The sequence below is a fragment of the Cupriavidus sp. FW305-46 genome, from assembly GCF_058787075.1.
The window spans coordinates 55,944-76,777 of the sequence record NZ_JBYSZI010000030.1; the positions used below are offsets into that span (position 1 = coordinate 55,944).

Consider the following 20,834-nt stretch of genomic DNA (forward strand, 5'->3'; position numbering starts at 1 on the left):
GCCATGAGCTGGTACAACAAGGTCGTCTGGAGCGAAGGGCTGTTTCTGCGCCCGCAACTTTTTCAGCAGCAGGAACGCTATCTTGAGCACTACGCGCATAAGCGCAGCGCGGCGCTCAGTCCGTTTTTCTGGGGCTTTCATCATCTTGCGATTGATGCCGAGGCACTGTCGCTTGGCAAACTGGTCGTGTCGAGCGCAGCTGGCATCTTTCAGGACGGCACGCCTTTTGATGCCCCGGCGCATGCCGCGCTGCCCGCGCCACTCGCGCTCCAGCACGAACATCTGAATCAGACCATCTATCTGGCGGTCCCGATTCGGACGCCCAATGCGGAAGAGACGAACTTCGAGGATGCCGCGGATTCGCTGGCACGGTACCGGACTTTCGAGCAGGAGTTGCTGGACGCCAATTCGATCGCGCAAGGGCCGAAGGTGGTGCAGCTGGCGGATTTGCGTCTTCGGCTGTTGCCGGAGAAGGAGCTTTCCGAGTCCTGGCTTGGCCTGCCGCTGACCAAAGTGGCAGAGATTCGGGCAGATGGGAGCGCTCGGCTGGATTCGGCAGTGATTCCGCCGGTCAATGTGTACACGGCCAGCGCATTGCTTCACACGTGGCTTAACGAGATCCACGGCCTCTTGCACCTGAGGGCCGACGCGATGGCCGAGCGCCTGTCGGCTGCCAGCATGCGAGGCGGCGACGCGGCCGAGGTGTCGGAATACCTCATTCTCCAATTGCTGAACCGATACGAGCCGATCCTGACCCACCTGTTGGCCGCTAAGGCTGCTTCACCGGAGGTGATCTACCTGCATCTGGCTGCGCTGTCGGGTGAGTTGTCGACATTCGTGCGCACGCAGACCCGCCGACCTGCGGAGCATGCCGCCTATCGGCACGACGCCCCGCATCTGTGCCTGAAGCCGTTGGTGGACGATCTCCGCCTTCTGCTCAATGTAGTCCTGGAGCGGGCCGCGCAACGGATCGAGATCAAAGAGCAAGCGCACGGCGTGCGCCTGGCGGTGCTTGATCCGATTGAACTTGGCCGCTTCGCCACCCTTGTATTGGCGGTCACTGCCCAGGTTCCTGCCGATCTCCTGCAGCAGCAGTTTCCTGCGCAGACCAAGGTAGGGCCGTCCGAGCGACTGCCGGATCTGATCCGGTCCCACCTCCCCGGCATTCCCCTGCAGGCATTGCCGGTGCCGCCACGGCAGATTCCGTTCAACGCCGGCTTCGTCTACTTTGAACTGTCCCAGCAACACCCGCTCTGGGAGCAGGTCGAGCGCTACGGTGGGTTGGCTCTCCATGTGGCAGGCAGTTTCCCTGAGTTGCGCATGGAATTGTGGGGAGTACGGCAGTGAAGCCCGATACACGCGATACAGAGGCTGTTGCGTCCAGCGGTGCTCCGAGTCCATGGATGGAGGCGTTCTCCAGCGTGCCGCCAAGTGGAACATCGCAGCCCGCGCGTACGGAAGAGGCGGAAGTCCGGCCGATCATGCGCAAGCCGGTCGAGCAACGGGTAGCTGAAATCGGCCACGCCACCAACCCGCTGCTGGCGGCTGCGCGCCCGTTGCTGCGGGCCCTGGCCGATATGCCCATGGACTTTCAACCGGCACAGGGCGAACGGTTGAAGGAAGTGCTGGTGCAGGAAGCGAGGGATTTTCAAGCCGTCTGCGAACGCGCCAATATTCGTCGCGAGCATATCCTGGCCGCGCGCTACGCTCTCTGTACGGCGCTGGACGAAGCAGCGAACGGCACGCCATGGGGGCAGCATACCTGGGCAAATAACAGTCTCCTGATCCAGTTGCATGGCGAGAACGATGGCGGCGAGCGCGTGTTCCACTTGCTTGGCCGGCTCGTTGAACGGCCCGCCGAACACATCGACGTGATCGAAGTGATCTACCACGTCCTGTCACTCGGCTTCCTCGGCCGATATGCCGGCCACACTGACGGCCATCGTCCACTCGACGCGATCCGGCAACGCCTCCTGCACTTGATCAGCGGAGCACGCGAAAGCGTGCCGCGCGACTTGTCGCCGCACTGGCGGGGCGCCGACGCCGGGCGGCTCAGCCTGCTACGCACGGTGCCGGTATGGGTCACGGTGTCGGTGCTGGCACTGGCGGTGTTTGGCCTGTTCGCCTGGTACAAGTACCAGCTCTTGTTCCGCACCCACGATCTCGAGCAGCAGATACTTGCCATCGGCAAGGCAGCACCACCGGAGCCGCCTAAGTTACTGCGCCTTGCAGCGTTGCTCAAGGACGAGATCGCGCGTGGCGTTGTCAGCGTACAGGAGGATGCGGCGCGCAGTGCCGTAACGTTCCGCGGTGATGACATGTTCGGCGGCGGCCGCGCCGAAGTCAGCGACAGGATCCTGCCGTTGCTGGACAAGGTGGCTGCGGAGATCAACAAGGTCACCGGCAAGGTGACGGTGATCGGTCACAGCGACAACGTTCCCATCAAAACGGCCAGGTACCCGTCAAACCAGGTGCTGTCGGAAGAGCGCGCTGCGACAGTGACCGAGTACCTGGCCAGCAAGGGCGTCGCAAAGAGTCGCCTTGAAGCGATTGGTAAGGGCGATTCCGAGCCGCTTACCGACAACAAGTCGCCAGCCGCCCGGGCAAGGAATCGCCGGGTCGAGATCGTGGTAACGCAGTAATCGGGGTCAAGGTCAAGGCATGGAATTCCTCAAACGTATTGGTGCGGTGTTGTTCTCCCGGCAGACGCTCGCTCTCATTGCCGGGCTTATGGTCGCGGCTGCCATCTGGTTTATCGGGCCGCTTCTCGGTTTCAACGGCATGCATCCGCTGGCGGGCATCGGCGCGCGCGTCACGCTGATCGTGCTGCTGCTGGCGCTGACACTGTTCTGGTTGCTTGGCTGGCCGGTCTCCACCATCGGAGTCGCCGCGCTGTGCCTGCTGATCTGGCATGCCGGCCCGTTGCTGGCCATTGGTGCCACGCATCCGCTGAAGCCTGATTCGATGCGTATTCTGCTGATCGCGGCGATTGTGTTTGTATTTGCCGCGTACCTGTTGTACCTGCTTTGGCAGCGCGCACGCACGGACAAGACCTTGGTCGAGAGCCTGCTGAACTTTGGCGGCAAGCGGCAGGAAGTCGTGGCCAGGGATGAAATCGCCAAGCTGAATGCGGCTATTCAGACTGCGCTGGGGCAGCTCAGGAGCATGCGCACCGGTAGCCGGATTGCTCGCCTGTTCGAGGGCCGCCGCTATCTCTACGAACTGCCCTGGTACATGATGTTCGGCGTGCCGGGGGCCGGCAAGACGACAGCGTTGCTGAATGCCGGGCTGCAATTCCCCATCGCGGAGCAGATGAGCCTGGCGGCCCGCGCGCGGCATGGCACCGAGCAGACGGATTGGTGGTTCACCAATGAGGCGGTGCTGATCGACACGGCAGGCCGCTACACCGCGCAGGAAGCGGGTTCGGCGATCGACCCGGCAGAATGGAAGGGATTCCTCGGCCTGCTGCGCAAATATCGCCCCCGCGCCCCGATCAACGGCGCGCTGGTGACCATCAGCGTGGAGGACCTGCTTCGGCACTCCAAGGAGGCGCGGGTGGCCGAAGCGTCCAGGATCCGGGCACGCCTGGCCGAACTGCGCGAGGAGTTGGGTATCCAGTTTCCCATCTACGTGCTGGTGACCAAGCTCGACCAGCTCGCCGGTTTTGCCGACTACTTCCAGTACCTGACCAGCGAGGGGCGGTCGCAGCCCTGGGGCTTCACCTTGCCCGTCGCGGCGAAGCGGCGGCGGGGACAGCCCGCTGTGGATGTCTCCGCACTGTGCCGGGAGGAGATGCGGTCTCTGGTGACGCGGTTGGAGACGGGGCTGGACGGACGGCTGTATGAGGAATTTGACCTGAGCCGGCGCAAGGCGCTGTACGCCCTGAGCGATGAGCTTGCGAGCGTGACAGAACCGCTTGTCGCGATGCTGGAGCAGATATTCCTGGATTCGCGGTACGACGATACCGAGCGGAACGCAATGCTGCGCGGCGTGTACTTCACCAGCGCCGCGCAAACCGGGGAGGCGGTGGTCGCGGATGCGGGTACTGTCATCAGGCAGGTGCGCGGCACGGGACAGTCCGGTACCCAGGCTGCCGGCGCAGCCACGGATCAGCCCGCCGGCAACCGCAGCTACTTCCTGCAGGATGTCTTCAAACGCATCATCGTGCCGGAAGCCCACATGGTGAAGCCAAACCTGCGCTGGGAATTCCGCTTCCGCCTGCTGCGCCTGCTCGGGCATGCGCTGGCGTTGGTGATCTTCCTGTGGCTGGTGGGGGCGTTATATGCCAGTTTCGGCCATAACCGCAGCTACCTTGACGTGGTGCAGGAGAAAGCCAAGGCGCTGGCCGCCACGGTAACGGCGTTTTACAAGAAGCCGCAGCCTGATTCGATGCCGGAGGTGTTGGGAGCGGCCCGCGACCTGCCTGCCTACGCCGGCCTGGATCTGGTCAATCCTTCTGCCGACTGGCGCTACGGCCTGTACAGCGTGGCGCCGGTGCTGGGCGCCGCGACCTTGACCCATACCAGGTTGCAGGACAACCTGCTGGTGCCGTACCTGGTGCGCCGGGTCGAAGCGGTGCTGTCAACGGCGGTCAGTCAGCGCGACGCCAAGCAGGCCTACGACACCCTGCGGGTCTACCTGATGCTGCATGACAAGGACAAGTTCAACGCATCCGACGTGCGTAGCTGGGTGCGCAGCGACTGGGCGACGGGCAACGGGGCGGATGCCTTTGGTGGCCGCGTGGCGGTGCTGGAGCATCTGGACAGCCTGCTCGATGGCAGCCGGCCGGTCTTGTCGCCCTACGCAAAGAACGAGGCACTGATCCGCTCGGCGCGCGATTTCCTGGACAGCGATACCTCGGTCGAACGCCTGTATGACCGCGCCAAGGCGGCCATGATGGAAGAAGCACCGCAGGATTTCACGCTGGTGCGCGCGGTCGGTCCCCAGGCCGGCACGGTCTTTACCCGGGCCAGCGGTGAGCCGCTGGAGCGCGGTATTCCGGGGCTTTTTACCTATGCCGGCTACCACGACCTGTTCAATGTCCGCTTGCCGGAGTTTGTCGCCAGGGCGCAGGCGGTCGACATTTGGGTGATGGGGCGTGGAACAGGGCCTGGCGCTCAAAAAAAAACGGCTGACAATGCCGTCGGCCGGCTCACGGGCAATGATCCGCTCACGCGCGAGATCCGGCGCCTTTACCTGAGCGAATATGCCCGGAACTGGGAGAAGTTTCTGGGTGACATCCGGACCGTGACGGGAAGCAACCTGGCCTTTGACCTGGAGATCCTGCGCAACTTTGCCGCGCCGGATTCACCGCTTGCCCGGCTGGGCAGGGCAGCGGTGCAAGAAACGACGCTCAGCCGCCCGCTCGAGCCCGAGGAAAAGTCCCTTGCGGAGAAGGCGTTGTCAGCGCTGGACAAGAAGGCCGACAAAACCAGTGCTCTGAGCATGCGTGCCGAGGCCCGTCAGGAACGCGAGCTGGTCGATAACCGCTTCGCCGCGCTGCGCGAAGTGGTTACCGGCCAGGCCGACGCGGCGGCGCCAGGCGCGCGGGACACCGCCGGCAAGCCGCAGCTGGATGCGATTGCCGGCATCGTCAATGCTTACTACACCAGTCTGGTAGTGGCCAATAACGCGCTGAGCACCCGGAACCTGCCGCCGCCCGCGGACGCAGGCGAGCAGTTGCGCATGGAGGCGGCGAAGTTGCCGGCACCCTTCCAGGCGGTGCTGGCCGACCTGGTCGTGCAGGGCGCCAGGGACGTCAACAAGGGCGTGGGCGATATCCTGATTGCGCAGATGGACGCCGTCATCGGCGAGAGCTGCCGCGGCGCCATCGACGGCAAGTATCCGTTCACGCCGACGTCGATGCAGGACGTGGACCCGGAAGACTTTGCGCGCGTCTTCGCCGCGGGCGGAGTGCTGGACGACTTTTTCCAGAAGGTGTTGGCGCCGCACGTGGATACCACCATCTCGCCTTGGCGCTACAAGTTGACCGCCCCCGACGTGCCGCCCGTGGCTGGCCCGAGTCTGGTGCCGTTCCAGCGCGCCAGGGAAATCCGGGAAGTGTTCTTCCGGGATCCGGGAGCGAAGAAGATGGCCTGGAAGGTGGACCTGAAGGTGGTGGAACTCGATCCCGAAATCGTCGAGCTGAACATGGACTTCGACGGACAGAGCCAGCGTTACGTGCACGGTCCGGTCATCCCGCTCAAGGTGACCTGGCCGGGACCGCGGGGCGGGCAAGGGGCTGAGATCACTGCCAGCCCCCGGATTCGTCCGGATACCTCGACGCTGGCCGCCAACGGCCCGTGGGCCCTGATGCGGGTGATTGCCAAGGGCAGGCTCGCCGGCTCCGCTAGCGCCAGCCACTTCATGGCCGAATATGACTTCGACGGCCGCAAGGCGAAGCTCGATATCAATACCGGCAGCCTCGCCAACCCCTGGACCACCGGGCTGCTGCAGGGCTTCCAGTGTCCCGGGAGGTCCGGGTGATCACGGCGCCGTCGATTTTCGGCAAGCTGCCAGCGCTGGGAGACTTTGTCCGCCACAATGCGTCGCTGGACCAGGTGCAGGCGTGGCGGAGCTGGTTCGATCATCGGGACGACGAATTCCCGGCGAGGGCGGCGTCGCATTCCGCGGGCGGCAGCGTCCGGCATTGGCTGCACCTGACCCCGCCCAGTCTCTCGGTTCAGTCCCGCTTGCGCCCGTCTGAACCATGCCTCTTCATCCTGCGGCCGCGCGGCCTGCAGTTTCCCAGCGAGAGCAGCTACCTGCTCGGTGTCCTCGCTGCATCGCATGACCGGGTTGGGCGCCGCTATCCGCTGGTGGTCTGGCAGGCCGCGAGCGCGCAATGGGCCGGTCATATCCTTGCCGCGCCCGCGCAGTGGCTTACCGATTTGGTGCAAATCGTGCACGACCACACGCGCATGGCGGGCCGAACCGGCCTGGCTGCCGCGGTAGATGACCTCTGGGCCCGCCACCGGCCTGGTTGGCGGGATCGTATCCAGCTTTCGCTCAGGCGGCTGGCCGATGCATCCCGGCCTGGCGCGTCAAGCGACGGCGTTATCGGGCCAAAGTCAACGCGAGACGACTGGCCCCCGGGCCTGTTGCGCGATGGCAGCCTTGGCAGCGTTTGGCAGTCCGCTGCGCACTGCGCTATCGAAATTGACGGCGTTGCTTCCATTCGCCGGATCGCGGCCGGACTCTGATCCTTCCTCCAGGGGGGAATCTTCTGCCAGCGCCATCACCGACGGCTTACCTCAGCCTCAACGGCTCCAGCAATGCCCCGTCATACTCTCCTCGCGAGATCCGTCCAAGCTCCAGCATCCGCTGCAGGATATAAACCTGCCGCTGCCGCGCCCGCCTCGGATTCGCCACCGGATTATTAGCCGACGGCGCCTTGGGCAGCCCGGCAAGCATCGCACACTCAGCCAGCGTCAACTGATCCAGCCGCTTGCCAAAGTAAGTCCGCGCCGCATCGGCAAAGCCATACGCCCCCTGGCCCAGGTAGATCTTGTTCATGTACAGCTCCAGGATCTCGTCCTTCGTCAGTGCCTTTTCGATCCGGTATGACAGCAGCACCTCGTACAGCTTGCGGGTATAGGTCTTGTCCCGCGACAGGTAGAAATTGCGTGCCACCTGCATGGTGATGGTCGATGCCCCCTGCGACAGCTCGTCCGACAGGTTGGCAACGCCGGCACGGACGACGCCGATGTAGTCGATGCCGTCATGCACGTAGAAGCGCTCATCCTCGATCGCCACCACGGCGTCGGTCAGCTCGCGCGGGATCTTGCCGATGGGCACGTAGTCGGGCGTGTGGCGGAAGGCGGTGAGGGCGTCGAGCGACGGCAGCTGACGGTTGGCGGCCAGGATGGCGATGGCGGCCAGCAGCGCGCCGCCGATCACGGCGAGCACCAGCAGCTTGATGAAGGCGGACCAGAGGCTTTTCATGGCACGTATTGTGCCAGCCGTGTGCGGCAGGGTGCGAGTCCCGCCGCAGGCGGCGTCTTCAGGCCGTGGGCACGGCCACGTTGAGCGAGTGCGCCAGATGGCCGGATCAAAGCCTCGACTTCGGCGCTCTGCCAGTCCAGGCCCAGGTCCGCAGCGGGTTGTCCGGCTGGATGGTGCCTCCTCAGACCCAGCCCAGCCAGCGCCAGTAGGTGGCTGCGAACAGCAGCATCATGGCGTAGCCGATGATCGTCACGGGGATGCCGATGCGCGCGAACTGGCGGCCGTTGAAGGTTTCCGTGCCCAGGCACACCATGTTCTGCGGCGCGTTGATCGGCAGGATAAAGCCGAAGCTGACGGTAAAGCCCAGCAGCATGGTCATGCCCACGCGGTTGATGTCGCCGGGCAGTGTCTGCAGCACCGCGATCAGGATTGGCAGCAGTGCCGCGGTCAGCGCGGTGGCGCTGGCAAAGCCGAGATGGATCAGGATCAGGAAGGCCGACAGGATCGCAAACACCAGCAGCGCGCCGTGCGCCGCCAGCCCGGAGTGCGTGACCACGAACTGCCCCAGCCACTGGCCGGCGTTGGTGGACAGCAGCGCCGTGCCCAGGCTGATGCCGACGCCGAACACGATCAGCGTGCCCCACGGCGTGCGTTGCTGCATGGTCTTCCAGTCCATCACGCCGATGCGCGGCATCATCAGGATCACCAGGCCGACGAAGGTCACGGTGGCGGTGTCGAAGCTGTGCAGCTTGCCTTCGGTGGCCCAGAACAGCAGCAGGCCCAGCGATACCGCGGCCAGCCGCTTCTGCGGCGCGCTCATGGGGCCGAGGGCCGACAGCTCGCGCTGCACGGCTTCCTTGCCGCCGGGGATGGCGTCGGTTTCGGCGGGCAGCAGCAAGCGCACCAGGAAATACAGCACCACCGACATTGCGATGGCCCATGGCGCGCCCGCGATCAGCCATTGCAGCCAGGTGATGCGCTCGCCCAGCAGCTTGTCCATGAAGCCCACCGTCAGCAGGTTCTGCGCCGCGGCAGTCTGGATGCCGACGTTCCAGATGCTGGTGGCCTGCGCCACCGTGATCATGATGCCGGCGGCGATATTGGACTTCTTGTCGACGCCGAACGCTGCAATCACGCCCATCATGATCGGCACCACGCACGCACTGCGCGCGGTGGCGCTGGGCACCACCAGGCTCAGCGCGATGGTGACGGCGATCGTGCCGATCAGGATGCGGCGCGTGCTGGTGCCAATGGCAGACAGCGTCACCAGCGCGATGCGCCGGTCCAGCCCGGTCACGGTCATCGCCGCGGAGATGAACAGCGCCGCGGCGACCAGTGCCAGCGCAGTGTTGGAGAACCCGGCCAGCGCCATGCCGAGCGCTTTCGAGGTGCCGTACTGCACCGAGGGGTCGTTGACGGTCGGCGCAAAGCCGATCAGCCCCGCCATCAGCGAGGTGATCATGATGGCGCTGGTCTCATATGACACCGCCTCGGTGATCCACACCACGATGGCGAAGGCGAGGATCGCCAGCATGCGCTGGCCGGCGACGGTCAGGCCTTCGGGCTGCGGAATCGCCAGGACCGCCAGCAACGCGGCAACGGCGGCGAACAGGCCCCAGTGCAGCGTGAGTTTCGGCGCCGGCACGACAGCCTGGGCAGCCGCGGCGGAAGGGGCGGAAGGGGGGGAGGCGGAAGTATCTGTCATCGCCGGCATCCTTGGTTGGTGGTCCTGGTCGGTACCCGGGTGCACCTGGCTCGGACGGCTCTCGGCGGACAGTGCGGCGCGCCGGCGCTGGGACAGCGCGGCCGGCAGGACAGGCAGGTGTCGGTCGCGAGACGGCATCCGTGTGCGGTGTGCCCGGAGCGGCCTCGCTGCTGGCGTGGCCGCCGCGTTCGACATGATAGGAATTTTCCGACCGGCAGCCGGCCCTGTCGAGGGCGATCCCAAGCTATTTCCGCCCGCCATGAGCAGGATCAAGTCCACGCATGATCAATGGATACCCGAGTCGCCGCAGGCGTCATACCAGTGAGAAGCTCGCCACATAAGGCTGGCGGCGGTGTGTGTGCGCAAGCGCGCCACCAGGGCCCCGGCCGGGTGATGCATGAGCGGGAGTGATCTGAAATAATTGGAGCCGACCATGAAGGTTTTAGTACGTGGACTGAAAGCAGGCCTGGACGCGGCGGCACTGCGCGAGGCGCTGGCGCGGTATGCGAAGATCCGTTCGGTGGAACTGGTGGAAGCGGGCGACCCGAAGCACCCGTGGGCGTGGGTCGATATCGATGCCAGTGCGCTGACGGTGTGGAAGCTGGTGGCGCGGCTGGACCGGCGCTATATCGCCGGCTGCCACCTGCGCTGGCATGTGCCGGCGTACCGCGCGCGCTGAAGCGCCGGCACGGCATCGGCCCGCATCGCAAGGACAATCGGGAAAGAACAATGATCAAGTGGCTTCAACGCGCAGGATGCCTGTCCGCCCATGCTGTCGTGCCGCAGGCTGCGGCCGCGGCCAGCGTGCAGGGCCGGCATGACCTGGCATTCGACACCATCAGCAATGCGCGCGACCTGGGCGGCCTGGCCGGCGCGGGCGGACGCCGCGTGCGCCAGGGGCGCCTGTACCGCAGCGGCAACCCCGCGCTGGCCAGCGCGGCGGACCTGGAGCGGCTGCAGACGCTCGGGCTCGACATGGTGGTGGATTTCCGTTCGCCCGGCGAGAAGTCGCCTGAAGAGGCCGCCTTCGGCCAGCGCTTCCACTGGGTGGCGGCGCCGGTGCTGGAGGGCAGCATGGCGATGGACGTGCTGATGCCGCGCCTGCGCGCCAGCACGCCGGCACAGATGGATGCCTTCATGCTGGAGGTCTATGGCGACTTCCCGGTGCGCTACCGCGACGCCTTCGCCGGCTTCATGCGCACCGCGCAGGGCGGCAAGACGCTGCTGTTCCACTGCACCGCCGGCAAGGATCGCACCGGCTTTGCCGCACTGTTGTTGCTGGCGGCGCTGGGCGTGGCGCAGGACGATATCCTGGCCAACTACCTGGAGTCGAACCAGCGCAATGCGCAGTTCAACCAGTCTGCGCTGGCGCGCATGGCCGGGCTTGGCGTGGCCCCCGCAGTGATGACGCCGCTGCTGGAAGTCCGCGCCAGCTATCTCGATGCGTCGATGCAGGCCATCGACGCGGGCTGGGGCAGCGTCGACAACTACCTGCGCGACGCGCTCGAAGTGGACGTCGCGCAGCTGCGCGGGCACTACCTGGCAGGCTGACTCAGAGCTGCCCGCATCCGCGCAGGATGCGGGCGGTGTTCAGCGCAATCATCCCTTCTTCATCGGTCGGCAGCACCAGCACCGGCACGCGGCTGTCGTCGCGGCTGATGCGCTGGCTGTTCTCGCCGTTGGCGCCGCCGTCGAGCGCGATGCCGAACAGGCCCGCCAGGTGTTCGCAGGTGCGTGCGCGCACCGGCGGCGAGTTGGCGCCGATGCCCGCGGTGAACACCAGCGCGTCAAGGCCGCCCAGCGTGGTGGCGAGCTTGCCGATCTCCTGCGCGGCGCGGTAGGCGTAGAAGTCCAGCGCCAGCCGCGCGCGCGGCGCATCGCTGGCCAGCAGCGCGCGCATGTCGCTGCTCACGCCTGACAGTCCCTTCAGCCCGGATTCCTGGTACAGCATCGCCTGGATCTCGGCCGGCTTCATGCCCTGCTGCGCCAGCCACAGCAGCGCGCCGGGATCGACCGAGCCGCAGCGCGTGCCCATGGGCAGGCCGTCGAGCGCGGTCAGGCCCATGGTGCTTTCCACGCTGCGGCCGTTGCGCATGGCGCACAGGCTGGCGCCGTTGCCCAGGTGCGCCACGATCACGCGGCCCTCGGCCAGGTCGGGCGCGACCTGGCGCAGCCGGCGCGCGATGTACTCGTACGACAGTCCGTGGAAGCCGTAGCGCCGGATGCCGCGCTCGTAGTACGCGTAGGGCAGCGCCATCAGCTGCGCCAGCACGTCGTGGCCGGCATGGAAGGCGGTGTCGAAGCAGGCCACCTGCAGCAGGTCCGGCACGGCTTCGCGCACCGCGCGGATGGCAGTCAGGTTGTGCGGCTGGTGCAGCGGTGCCAGCGGCACCAGTGCCTCCAGCTTTGCGATCACCTCGTCGTCGATGCGCACGGCCTGCGCATAGTCGGCGCCGCCATGTACGACGCGATGGCCGATCGCCACCGGCGGGTTGTCGCGCAGGCCCACGCTCAGTACCAGCCGCACCAGGCGGAAGGCGGCGTCGTGGTCGGCCACCTGGGCCTGCGGGAAGGTCTCGTCGGCGACCACGCGCCCGTCGGCCATGCGCGCGGTCAGGCGCGGCGCCACGCCGATGCCCTCGATCTGGCCGTGCGCGCTCAGCACCGGGTTGATGTCGGCATTGCCATGCGCGGCGTCGGGCACGGCGTAGACCGAGACCTTGACGCTGGACGAGCCGGCGTTGACAACGAGGATGACGGGATGCACGGCGGGATGGATGGCGGTCACGCTGGAGGGACTCCCAAGTGGTTGCGCAAGGGCTGCACGGGCACGGCTCAGACCTGCGCCGCGGCTGCGGCGCTGCGGCGCGCATGGGCCAGCAGCACGGCAATGGCGCAGCTGCCGATGCGCGCGCGCACGCTGTCGGCCCGGCTGGTGAGGATGATGGGCACGCGCGCGCCCAGCACGATGCCGGCGGCTTCGGCGCCGGCCAGGAAGGTCAGCTGCTTGGCCAGCATATTGCCCGCTTCCAGGTCCGGCACCAGCAGGATGTCGGGGTCGCCGGCCACGTCCGAGTCGATGCCCTTGGTGATGGCGGCCTCGCGGCTGATGGCGTTGTCGAAGGCGAGCGGGCCGTCCAGCATGCCGCCGGTGATCTGGCCGCGCCGTGCCATGGTGCACAGCGCCGCGGCGTCGATGGTGGAGGGGATCTTGTCGGTGACGGTTTCCACTGCCGACAGGATCGCCACCTTGGGCTGCTCGATGCCCAGCATGCGCACCAGGTCGATGGCATTGCGGCAGATATCTGCCTTCTCGTTGAGCGTGGGGAAGATGTTGACCGCCGCATCGGTGATGAACAGCGGCTTGTGGTAGCGCGGCACGTCCATTGCGAACACATGCGACAGGCGCCGCCCGGTGCGCAGCCCGCTGGCCGTGGCAGTGACCGCGTGCAGCAGCTCGTCGGTGTGCAGGCTGCCCTTCATCAGCAGCTCGGCGTCGCCGGCGCGCACGGCTTCGACCGCGCGTTCGGCCGAGTCGTGGCTGTGCGCCGTGTCGATGACGATGGTGTTGCCCAGCGCCATGCCGTGCTCTGCCGCCACCTGCCGGATGCGCGCGGCAGGGCCCACCAGGATCGGCACGATCAGGCCCAGTTCCGCCGCTTGCAGCGCGCCGCCCAGCGAGGCGGCGTCGCACGGATGCGCCACCGCGGTGGGGATGGGCGGCAGCCCCGCGCAGCGCGCCAGCAGTGTGGCGTATTTGTCCGGCGCGTCTGCGGCGGGCGCGGCAAGTTCGGACATGGCGGACGTGGCAGGCGAGGCAGCGGTCATGACGATGTTCCGTGAGCGAGGCAGCGGCTAGGGTACCCGGCCCGCGTCATTGCGTCGAGCCTGGCGCCGGCCGCGCGCGGGTGCGCGATTGCTGCAATGCGCAAAGCGCCCTGCGCCAGTATAGGCGACGAGTCTTTCCAGTCGATGACCGCGCGGCGCACCAACAGTGTGGCATTGCGCGCAACCGGTCTCTGGGTTGCACCGCATGGCAGCGGCTGGTACGCTTGGCTTTGTTGCATAGCAACATGCGTCACTCCGGCCGCGCCGCCAAGCGCGCGGATACGCCGGACGGGGCGCCAACCAGGGGAGTGGAATGACCGCACGTGAACGCGCCGACCTGCCGCGGGACAGCAGCGCCACCTCGACCGCTACCAGTCTGTCCGCGCACGCCAACCCGTTCGCGGCACTGGCACAGCCGGCGCTGGAATACGCCCTCGACGCCTGGCAGCGCACCGTGCTGCTGCTCGACATCCTGCGCCAGCGCGGCAACGAGTCCGCCGAGCATGAGCTTGAGGGCATGCCACCCGTGCTGGTGTTCGAGCACGAACTGCTGGCCGATGGCCGCCAGCTGCCTGAACCCGCCAACTACGCGCTGCTGCGCATCGTGCCGCCGGCGGACAGCCCGACCGATCCCGCCCTGCGCCCCTTCGTGGTGATCGACCCGCGCGCAGGCCACGGCCCCGGCATCGGCGGTTTCAAGGCCGACAGCGAGATCGGCATCGCGCTGCGCACCGGTCATCCGTGCTATTTCATCACCTTCTTCTACGAGCCCTGCCCGGGCCAGACCATCGAATCGGTGGCGCGCGCCGAGGCTGCCTTCCTGCAGATCGTTGGCGAGCGCCACCCGGATGCACCGGGCAAGCCCTTCATCATCGGCAACTGCCAGGCCGGCTGGGCGCTGATGATGCTGGCCGCGGTGGCGCCGGAGCGCACCGGCCCGTTGCTGCTGGCCGGCGCGCCGCTGGCGTACTGGTCCGGCGTGCGCGGGCGCAACCCGATGCGCTACAGCGGCGGCTTGCTGGGCGGTTCGTGGCTGGCCTCGCTGATTGCTGACCTGGGCAATGGCCGCTTCGACGGCGCCTGGCTGGTGGAGAACTTCGAACAGCTCAATCCCGCCAATACACTGTGGGAGAAGCTCTACGACGTCTATGCGAAGGCCGACACCGAAGGCCCGCGCTTCCTCGACTTCGAGCGCTGGTGGGGTGGCCACTTCCTGATGAACCGCGCCGAGATCGACTGGATCGTGCAGAAGCTGTTCGTCGGCAACCGGCTCACCGCGGGCGAGGTGCGCAGCACCGACGGCACGACCGTGGTGGACCTGCGCAACGTGCGCTCGCCGGTGATCATCTTTGCCTCCTGGGGGGACAACATTACGCCGCCGCAGCAGGCGCTGAACTGGATCCCGGACCTGTACGCGAGCGATGAGGAACTGGTCGCCAACGACCAGGTGATCGTCTACTGCCTGCACCCGACCGTGGGCCACCTCGGCATTTTTGTCTCCGCGGGCGTGGCCAACCGCGAGCACAGCGAACTGTTCTGCGCACTGGACCTGATCGACGTGCTGCCGCCGGGCCTGTACGAGGCGAAGATCGAAGACGTCGCGCCCGACCTGCGGCACCGCGACCTGGTCGAAGGGCGCTACCTGATGCGCTTCGAGCGCCGCGGCATTGCCGACATCCTGGCGCTGGACGACGGCCGCGACGACGAGCGCGCCTTCGAGGTGGTGCGGCGCGTGGCCGAGGTCAACCAGCATATCTACGACACCTTCGCCTCGCCGTGGGTACGCGCCATGTCCAACGAAGTGAGCGCGCAGTGGCTGCGCGCGCTGCATCCCGCGCGGCTGGAGCGCGAGCTGGCGACCGACGTGAACCCATGGATGGCGTGGATCGGCGCGCTGGCGCCGCTGGTGCGCGAGCATCGCGCGCCGGTATCGGCGGACAATCCACTGCTGACGCTGGAGCACGCGGCCTCGGCGCAGATCGTCAGCGCGCTCGACCAGTTCCGCGACCTGCGCGATGCCTGGTACGAGCGGGCCTTCGAGGTGATCTACGCTTCGCCGGCGACGGCGGCGCTGGTGGGGCTGCGCGCGCCGGCGCCGGCCAACCTGGAGTCGCCCGTGACTGTGGCGCTGCGCAAGGAGCTGGCCGCGCGCCGTCTGCATGATGCCGAGGCGGCGATCGGGCAGGGCGGCACGCTGGAGGCCTTTGTGCGCGTGCTGGCCTACGTCGCCGATCGCCCCAGCGCCATCGAGGAGCGGCCGTTCAACCTGCTGCGCCGCATCGCGCGCGAACAGCAGCAAGCCACCGGGCAATCCGGCGGCCAGGCCGACCTGGCTGCGTTCAAGACCGCGGTGCGCCAGCAGAGCTTTATCGTCAGGCTGGATCCGCAGCGCGCGATCCGGGCACTGCCGGCACTGGTGCCGGACCGCGAGACCCGCCGCAAGCTGATGGTGGCGGTGCATCGCGTGATGACGGTCGGGGGCCCGCTGGCAGGCGAGCGGCTGGGGCGTTATCGGGAAGTCGCCGACGTGATGGGGACGGGTCATCCGCGCGAGGTTGCCGACTCAGCCGAGGGGGATGAGGCCGCGCACCAGGACTGAGTGCGCCGGACCGATCCGCAATTCGGATTACCATAGCCGCGTCTATGACTCCATTGCGGTGCCGGCCACCGGCACCCGACATCCATGCTTGAACTCCAGGGAGCCATCTGGTTCCGCTCCGGCTCGCAAGACTGGGGCGGCAAGGACCGCATCGCGCTGCTCGCCGCCATCGGCGAACACGGCTCGATCACCGCGGCCGCGCGCGCGGTCGGCATCAGCTACAAGGCCGCGTGGGACGCCATCGATGCCATGAACAACAGCGCGGGCGAGCCGCTGGTGGTGCGCGCCGCCGGCGGCAAGGGCGGCGGCGGCACGCACCTGACCGCGCGCGGCGAGCAACTGATCCGCACCTATCGTGCGCTGGAAGATGAACACCAGCGCTTTGTCGCGCAGCTGTCGCTCCTGGGCGAAGGGGCGGCCGACGATATCCACCTGATGAGGCGAATGATGATCAAGACCAGTGCACGCAACAAGCTGTTCGGGCGCGTGGCCAGCGTGCGCGGCGGCGCGGTCAATGACGAGGTCGTGCTGGAACTGCCCGGCGGGCAGCAGATCGTGGCCACCATCACGCATGAAAGTGTCGAAACGCTGGCGCTGGCCGAGGGCGCGGAGGCGTTTGCGCTGATCAAGGCATCGTCGGTGCTGGTGGGGCTGCCCGATCCGGGGATGCGGCTGTCGGCGCGCAACCAGCTGCCGGGCGTGGTGTCGCGCGTGATGCCTGGCGCGGTGAACGCCGAGGTGGTGATCGAGCTCGACGGCGGCGGTACGGTTGCGGCGATCGTGACCAATGGCAGTGTGGAAGCGCTGGGGCTGCAGGTGGGGGTGGCTGCGCTGGCGGTGTTCAAGGCGTCAAGCGTGATCCTGGGGGTAGTGGCGTGAGGTAGTCCTGCGGCAGGAATGGGAAGGTGGGCGGGCATGGCGGCTGCCCCCGGCGTGCAATAATAGCCACCCAAAAAAACAGCCGTTCCATATCCAATGCACGCCGCCCTGGCCGGCTTCTCCCTCGGTCTTTCCCTGATTCTTGCCATCGGTTCCCAGAATGCTTTCGTGCTGCGACAAGGGTTGCGGCGCGAGCATGTGTTCTGGGTCTGCCTGGTGTGCGCACTTTCCGATGCGCTGCTGATCCTGCTGGGCGTTTCCGGCTTTGCCGTGATGATCCGCGAGCTGCCCTGGCTGGGTGCGGCGATGCGCTACGGCGGCGCGGCTTTCCTGATCTGGTATGGCGCGCGCAGCTTCCTGGCCGCGTGGCGCTCGAATGCGGTGCTGGATCCCAGCGACGCCGCGCCGCGGCCGCTGGGCGCGACGCTGGCGGTATGCCTGGCGTTCACCTGGCTCAATCCGCATGTGTATCTCGATACGGTGATGCTGATCGGCTCGGTGTCGACGCAGTTTGCAGGGAATGCGCGCGAGTTTGCCGCGGGTGCCATGACCGCGTCGTTCCTGTTCTTCTTTTCGCTGGGCTATGGCGCGGCGCTGCTGCGGCCGGTGTTTGCACGGCCGCGCGCGTGGCAGGTGCTGGAAGTGGTGATCGGCATCACCATGTGGGTGATTGCCGCGCGGCTGCTGCTGGGCTGATTAAAAGGAGACAGACGCATGCCAAGAAACGTCGAGATCAAGGCTCGCATTGATAGTATCGAAGCCGTGCTGCCGCATGCGGCAGCGCTGGCCGACAGCGGTCCCGAATACATCTGCCAGGACGATACCTTCTTCCCCTGTGCCAACGGCCGGCTCAAGCTGCGCGAGTTCGCGCCCGACCGCGGCGAGCTGATCTTCTATGCGCGTGCCGACGAGGCGGGGCCGAAGGAGAGCTTCTACATCCTGTCGCCGACGCAATCGCCGGAAACCCTGCGCGCCGCGCTGGCCGCGGCGCATGGCGAAGGCGGGCGGGTGCGCAAGCTGCGCACGCTGTACCTGGCTGGCCGCACGCGCGTGCACCTGGACCGGGTCGAGGACCTTGGCGATTTCCTGGAATTGGAAGTGGTGCTGGCCGAAGACGAGCGCCTGGAGAACGGCGTGGCCGAAGCCCACGCATTGCTGGCGCGGCTGGGCATTCCCGCGTCGAGCCTGATTGAAGGCGCCTATGTCGACCTGCTGCGCGCGGCTCAGGCCACGCGCGCCGATACCGGCGCGTAGACCGGCGGATGGTGGCGGCTGGTGCCGCTGCCGAAGATGCGGCCCTCGCGGATTTCCAGCACGTGGTCGCCCAGCGCCTCGACATCGGCGGGATCGTGCGAGATCACCAGCATCGGCACATCCAGGCTGGCCTGCAGCGTGCGCAACTCAGCGCGCATGCGCGCGCGCAGCGCGGGGTCGAGCGCAGAGAAGGGTTCATCCAGCAAGACGATGTCGGGCTGCGCCACCAGCGCGCGCGCCAGTGCCACGCGCTGCTTCTGGCCGCCGGAGATCTCCGCCGGGTAGTTGCCGACGATGTCGGCCAGGCCGAAGGCATCGATCCAGCGCTGCGCTTCCGGATGCAAGGCGCCACGGCGCGGGTTGCGCCAGCCGCGCGACAGGCCGAAGCCGATGTTCTGGCCCACGGTCAGGTGCGGGAACAGCGCATATTCCTGGAACAGGTAGGCCACGCGGCGCTCTTGCGGGCGCACGTCGATGCCGGCGTCGGCATCGAACAGCGTGCGGCCGTTCAGCACGATGCGGCCGCTGTCCGGTGCCAGCAGGCCGGCGATGGCGCGCAGCGTCAGGCTCTTGCCGGCGCCCGAGGGCCCGAACAGCGCAATGCGCCGGCTGGCCGAATCGAAATCGATATCCAGTGCAAAGTGGCGGTCGGCCGAGACCATCTGCTTGCGGATGCTGACGTGCATGCTCATGGCGGGTCCCGGCTTAGCGGATGCGCGGGCGCAGGCGCCGGCGTTCATAGAGTTCAGCGGGCTTGCGCGCCGCGGCGGGCACCAGGCGCCCGGCGACCACCAGCAGCAGCACGCAGGTGACGGAGGTCACCAGCACCAGCAGGTTGGCGGTGTTGTCGTCGCCGGCCTGCACCGCCTCATAGATGGCGACTGACAGCGTCTGCGTGCGTCCGGGCAGGTTGCCGGCGATCATCAGCGTGGCGCCGAATTCGCCCAGCGCGCGGGCAAAGGCCAGCAGCACGCCGGCGATGATGCCGCGCGCGGCCAGCGGCAGCGTGACACGGAAGAAGATGCCGGCTTCGGGCACGCCCAGCACGCGGGCGGCGTTTTCCAGTTGATGGTCCACGCCTTCAAAGGCGGCGCGCGCGGACTTGAGCACCAGCGGGAAGGCGACGATGGTGGAGGCCAGCACCGCGCCCTGCCAGGTGAAGACCAGTTCGATGCCCAGGCGCGCCAGCCACTCGCCGAAGACGCCACGGCGCCCGACCAGCACCAGCAGGTAATAGCCGAGCACCGTGGGCGGCAGCACCAGCGGCAGCGTCAGCACCGCATCGACCACGTCGCGCAGCGGGGAGCGCCAGCGCGCCAGCGCCCAGGCCGCGCCGACGCCGAGCACGGCATTCAGCGCGGTGGCCCAGCCGGCCACCTTCAGCGACAGCAGCAGCGGTACCCAGACGGCGTCCATGGTGCGCGCAACGCTCCGTCAGGGCTTCTGGAAGCCGAAACGCGACAGGATGGCCTGGCCTTCCGGCGAGGCGACGTAGTCGACGAACTGCGCCGCTTCCTTCTGCTGGCGCGTCTGGCCGGTGATGGCGATGGGGTAGGTCACCGGCGTGCGGCTTGGCACGCGCACTGCCACCTTGACCTTGTCCGGCATCACCGCGGCGTCGGTGGCAAAGACGAAGCCGGCCTCGACCTCGCCGCGCGCGACGTAGTCCAGGCTCTGGCGCACGTTCTGCGCCGGCACGCCCTTGGCGGCCACGGCGTCCCACAACCCGGCCGCTTCCAGCGCGCCGCGGGTGTAGCGGCCCACCGGCACCGAGGCCGGGTTGCCGTAGGCGATGCGCTTGACTTCCGGGCGGGTCAGGTCCTGCAGCGAGGCGATGGCCAGCTTGCTGTCCGCGGGCACGATCAGCACCACCTGGTTGGCGGCGAAGTTGCGGCGCGAGGCCGGCGCGATCACCTTCTCGGCCTCGGCCTTGTTCATTGCCTCCTGGTCGGCCGAGGCAAACACGTCGGCCGGCGCGCCCTTGATGATCTGCTGCATCAGCACGTCGGACGCGCCGAAGTTCAGCACCACGTGCGTGCCGGGATGGGCGCGCTGGAACGACTCGGCCAGCGACTTGAAGGCATTGGTCAGGCTGGATGCCGCGGACACCACCAGGTCGGCGGCAAAGGCAGGCGGCGCGGCCAGCGCCAGCGTGGCGACGGAAGCGGCCAGCAGGAACCCGCGGCGGCAGGAACGAAGGGCAAACATCGGAATCCTCGGGAATCGGCCGGCCGGCGTGTGCGGCAAGGCCCGTGCGGGTGGACTGTCATGCGCAATATACGTCTGTATATAGCGCTGCGTCAATGATGCGCCATGACGGCGGTCATGGGTATTCGATGTGGCTAAAGTGCTTTATCAGCTACTGCGAATGAGGCCAGGGGTGGGAGCCGGCGCCCCCGGGCGCCAGCCGTGCCGGTTTCACGCCGGCGGCATGCCTTCCTTGAACAATGACTTCAACTGGGTGCGCAACTCAGGGGTGTCCTGATGCTGGTGCACCGCTACCGCGTGCTGGACCGCGGCTTCGAGCAGTTCGTCTTCGCTGTCGGCGCTCATTGCCACCGTGCAGTGGGTGTCGCTCGGGAACTCGCGGCAATCGATAAACTTGCGTGCCATGATGCCTCCTGA

18 protein-coding genes are annotated in these 20,834 nt (G+C 67.2%); 10 read left to right on the plus strand and 8 right to left on the minus strand.

The window, feature by feature from the left end; genetic code table 11:
• The first annotated feature begins 3 nt into the window (after positions 1-3).
• The 4 genes from tssK to AC3WON_RS16295 are packed head-to-tail and all read left to right on the plus strand — an operon-like array spanning position 4 to position 7,202.
• Positions 4-1,347: a type VI secretion system baseplate subunit TssK gene (gene tssK / locus AC3WON_RS16280; protein ID WP_492352260.1), complete on the plus strand. Its 1,344-nt coding sequence runs from the start codon at positions 4-6 to the stop codon at positions 1,345-1,347.
• A 56-nt stretch (positions 1,348-1,403) separates the two neighbouring features.
• Positions 1,404-2,642: a type VI secretion system protein TssL, long form gene (gene tssL / locus AC3WON_RS16285; protein WP_492317566.1), complete on the plus strand. Its 1,239-nt coding sequence runs from the start codon at positions 1,404-1,406 to the stop codon at positions 2,640-2,642.
• Positions 2,643-2,661: 19 nt separating this feature from the next.
• Positions 2,662-6,486, plus strand: coding sequence for a type VI secretion system membrane subunit TssM (gene tssM, locus AC3WON_RS16290; RefSeq protein WP_492352261.1), 3,825 nt, complete (start codon positions 2,662-2,664; stop codon positions 6,484-6,486).
• On the plus strand, positions 6,483-7,202 hold the full coding sequence (locus AC3WON_RS16295; RefSeq protein WP_492352262.1) for a TagF domain-containing protein: 720 nt from the start codon (positions 6,483-6,485) through the stop codon (positions 7,200-7,202). The genes tssM and AC3WON_RS16295 overlap by 4 nt, the downstream gene beginning before the upstream one ends.
• Before the next feature lie 46 nt (positions 7,203-7,248).
• On the opposite strand, the gene AC3WON_RS16300 is transcribed toward AC3WON_RS16295, so the two are convergent.
• Together AC3WON_RS16300 and AC3WON_RS16305 are read right to left on the minus strand one after the other, a co-directional pair.
• Complete coding sequence (locus tag AC3WON_RS16300) at positions 7,249-7,944, minus strand: transglycosylase domain-containing protein (RefSeq protein WP_316153245.1); 696 nt, start codon at positions 7,942-7,944, stop codon at positions 7,249-7,251.
• A 181-nt stretch (positions 7,945-8,125) separates the two neighbouring features.
• Positions 8,126-9,649 carry a DASS family sodium-coupled anion symporter gene (locus AC3WON_RS16305; RefSeq protein WP_492352263.1) on the minus strand — a complete coding sequence of 508 codons (1,524 nt, stop codon included), beginning with the start codon at positions 9,647-9,649 and terminating at the stop codon, positions 8,126-8,128.
• 433 nt (positions 9,650-10,082) lie between these two features.
• Here AC3WON_RS16305 and AC3WON_RS16310 point away from each other — a divergent pair, with 433 nt between their 5' ends.
• Complete coding sequence (locus tag AC3WON_RS16310) at positions 10,083-10,328, plus strand: hypothetical protein (protein ID WP_010811526.1); 246 nt, start codon at positions 10,083-10,085, stop codon at positions 10,326-10,328.
• Between the two features lie 50 nt (positions 10,329-10,378).
• Positions 10,379-11,200, plus strand: a complete 822-nt coding sequence (locus AC3WON_RS16315; protein ID WP_492317562.1) for a tyrosine-protein phosphatase — start codon at positions 10,379-10,381, stop codon at positions 11,198-11,200.
• Position 11,201: 1 nt separating this feature from the next.
• Here AC3WON_RS16315 and AC3WON_RS16320 read toward each other — a convergent pair whose 3' ends face one another.
• Complete coding sequence (locus AC3WON_RS16320) at positions 11,202-12,437, minus strand: acetate/propionate family kinase (protein ID WP_492317561.1); 1,236 nt, start codon at positions 12,435-12,437, stop codon at positions 11,202-11,204.
• Positions 12,438-12,484: 47 nt separating this feature from the next.
• Entirely contained in the window at positions 12,485-13,447 is a 963-nt protein-coding gene (locus tag AC3WON_RS16325; protein WP_492352268.1) for a phosphate acetyltransferase, read from the minus strand.
• A 343-nt stretch (positions 13,448-13,790) separates the two neighbouring features.
• Here AC3WON_RS16325 and AC3WON_RS16330 point away from each other — a divergent pair, with 343 nt between their 5' ends.
• From AC3WON_RS16330 to AC3WON_RS16345, 4 genes are all read left to right on the plus strand, one after another.
• A complete protein-coding gene (locus tag AC3WON_RS16330; RefSeq protein WP_492317560.1) occupies positions 13,791-16,076 on the plus strand; it encodes a DUF3141 domain-containing protein in 2,286 nt (761 codons plus the stop codon).
• Positions 16,077-16,160: 84 nt separating this feature from the next.
• A complete protein-coding gene (locus AC3WON_RS16335; protein ID WP_492317559.1) occupies positions 16,161-16,955 on the plus strand; it encodes a TOBE domain-containing protein in 795 nt (264 codons plus the stop codon).
• Positions 16,956-17,051: 96 nt separating this feature from the next.
• Entirely contained in the window at positions 17,052-17,651 is a 600-nt protein-coding gene (locus AC3WON_RS16340) for a LysE/ArgO family amino acid transporter (RefSeq protein WP_013955713.1), read from the plus strand.
• A gap of 18 nt (positions 17,652-17,669) precedes the next feature.
• Positions 17,670-18,209, plus strand: coding sequence for a class IV adenylate cyclase (locus tag AC3WON_RS16345; RefSeq protein WP_492352264.1), 540 nt, complete (start codon positions 17,670-17,672; stop codon positions 18,207-18,209).
• Here AC3WON_RS16345 and AC3WON_RS16350 read toward each other — a convergent pair.
• From AC3WON_RS16350 to AC3WON_RS16365, 4 genes are all read right to left on the minus strand, one after another.
• Entirely contained in the window at positions 18,179-18,901 is a 723-nt protein-coding gene (locus AC3WON_RS16350) for an ATP-binding cassette domain-containing protein (protein ID WP_492352265.1), read from the minus strand. The genes AC3WON_RS16345 and AC3WON_RS16350 overlap by 31 nt on opposite strands.
• Positions 18,902-18,914: 13 nt before the next feature.
• Positions 18,915-19,625 (minus strand): molybdate ABC transporter permease subunit, encoded by a 711-nt coding sequence (gene modB, locus AC3WON_RS16355; protein WP_492317556.1) that lies wholly within the window; start codon positions 19,623-19,625, stop codon positions 18,915-18,917.
• 18 nt (positions 19,626-19,643) lie between these two features.
• Positions 19,644-20,417 (minus strand): molybdate ABC transporter substrate-binding protein, encoded by a 774-nt coding sequence (gene modA / locus AC3WON_RS16360; RefSeq protein ID WP_492352266.1) that lies wholly within the window; start codon positions 20,415-20,417, stop codon positions 19,644-19,646.
• A gap of 210 nt (positions 20,418-20,627) precedes the next feature.
• Positions 20,628-20,822, minus strand: coding sequence for a DUF1059 domain-containing protein (locus tag AC3WON_RS16365; RefSeq protein WP_013955718.1), 195 nt, complete (start codon positions 20,820-20,822; stop codon positions 20,628-20,630).
• Positions 20,823-20,834: the final 12 nt, after the last annotated feature.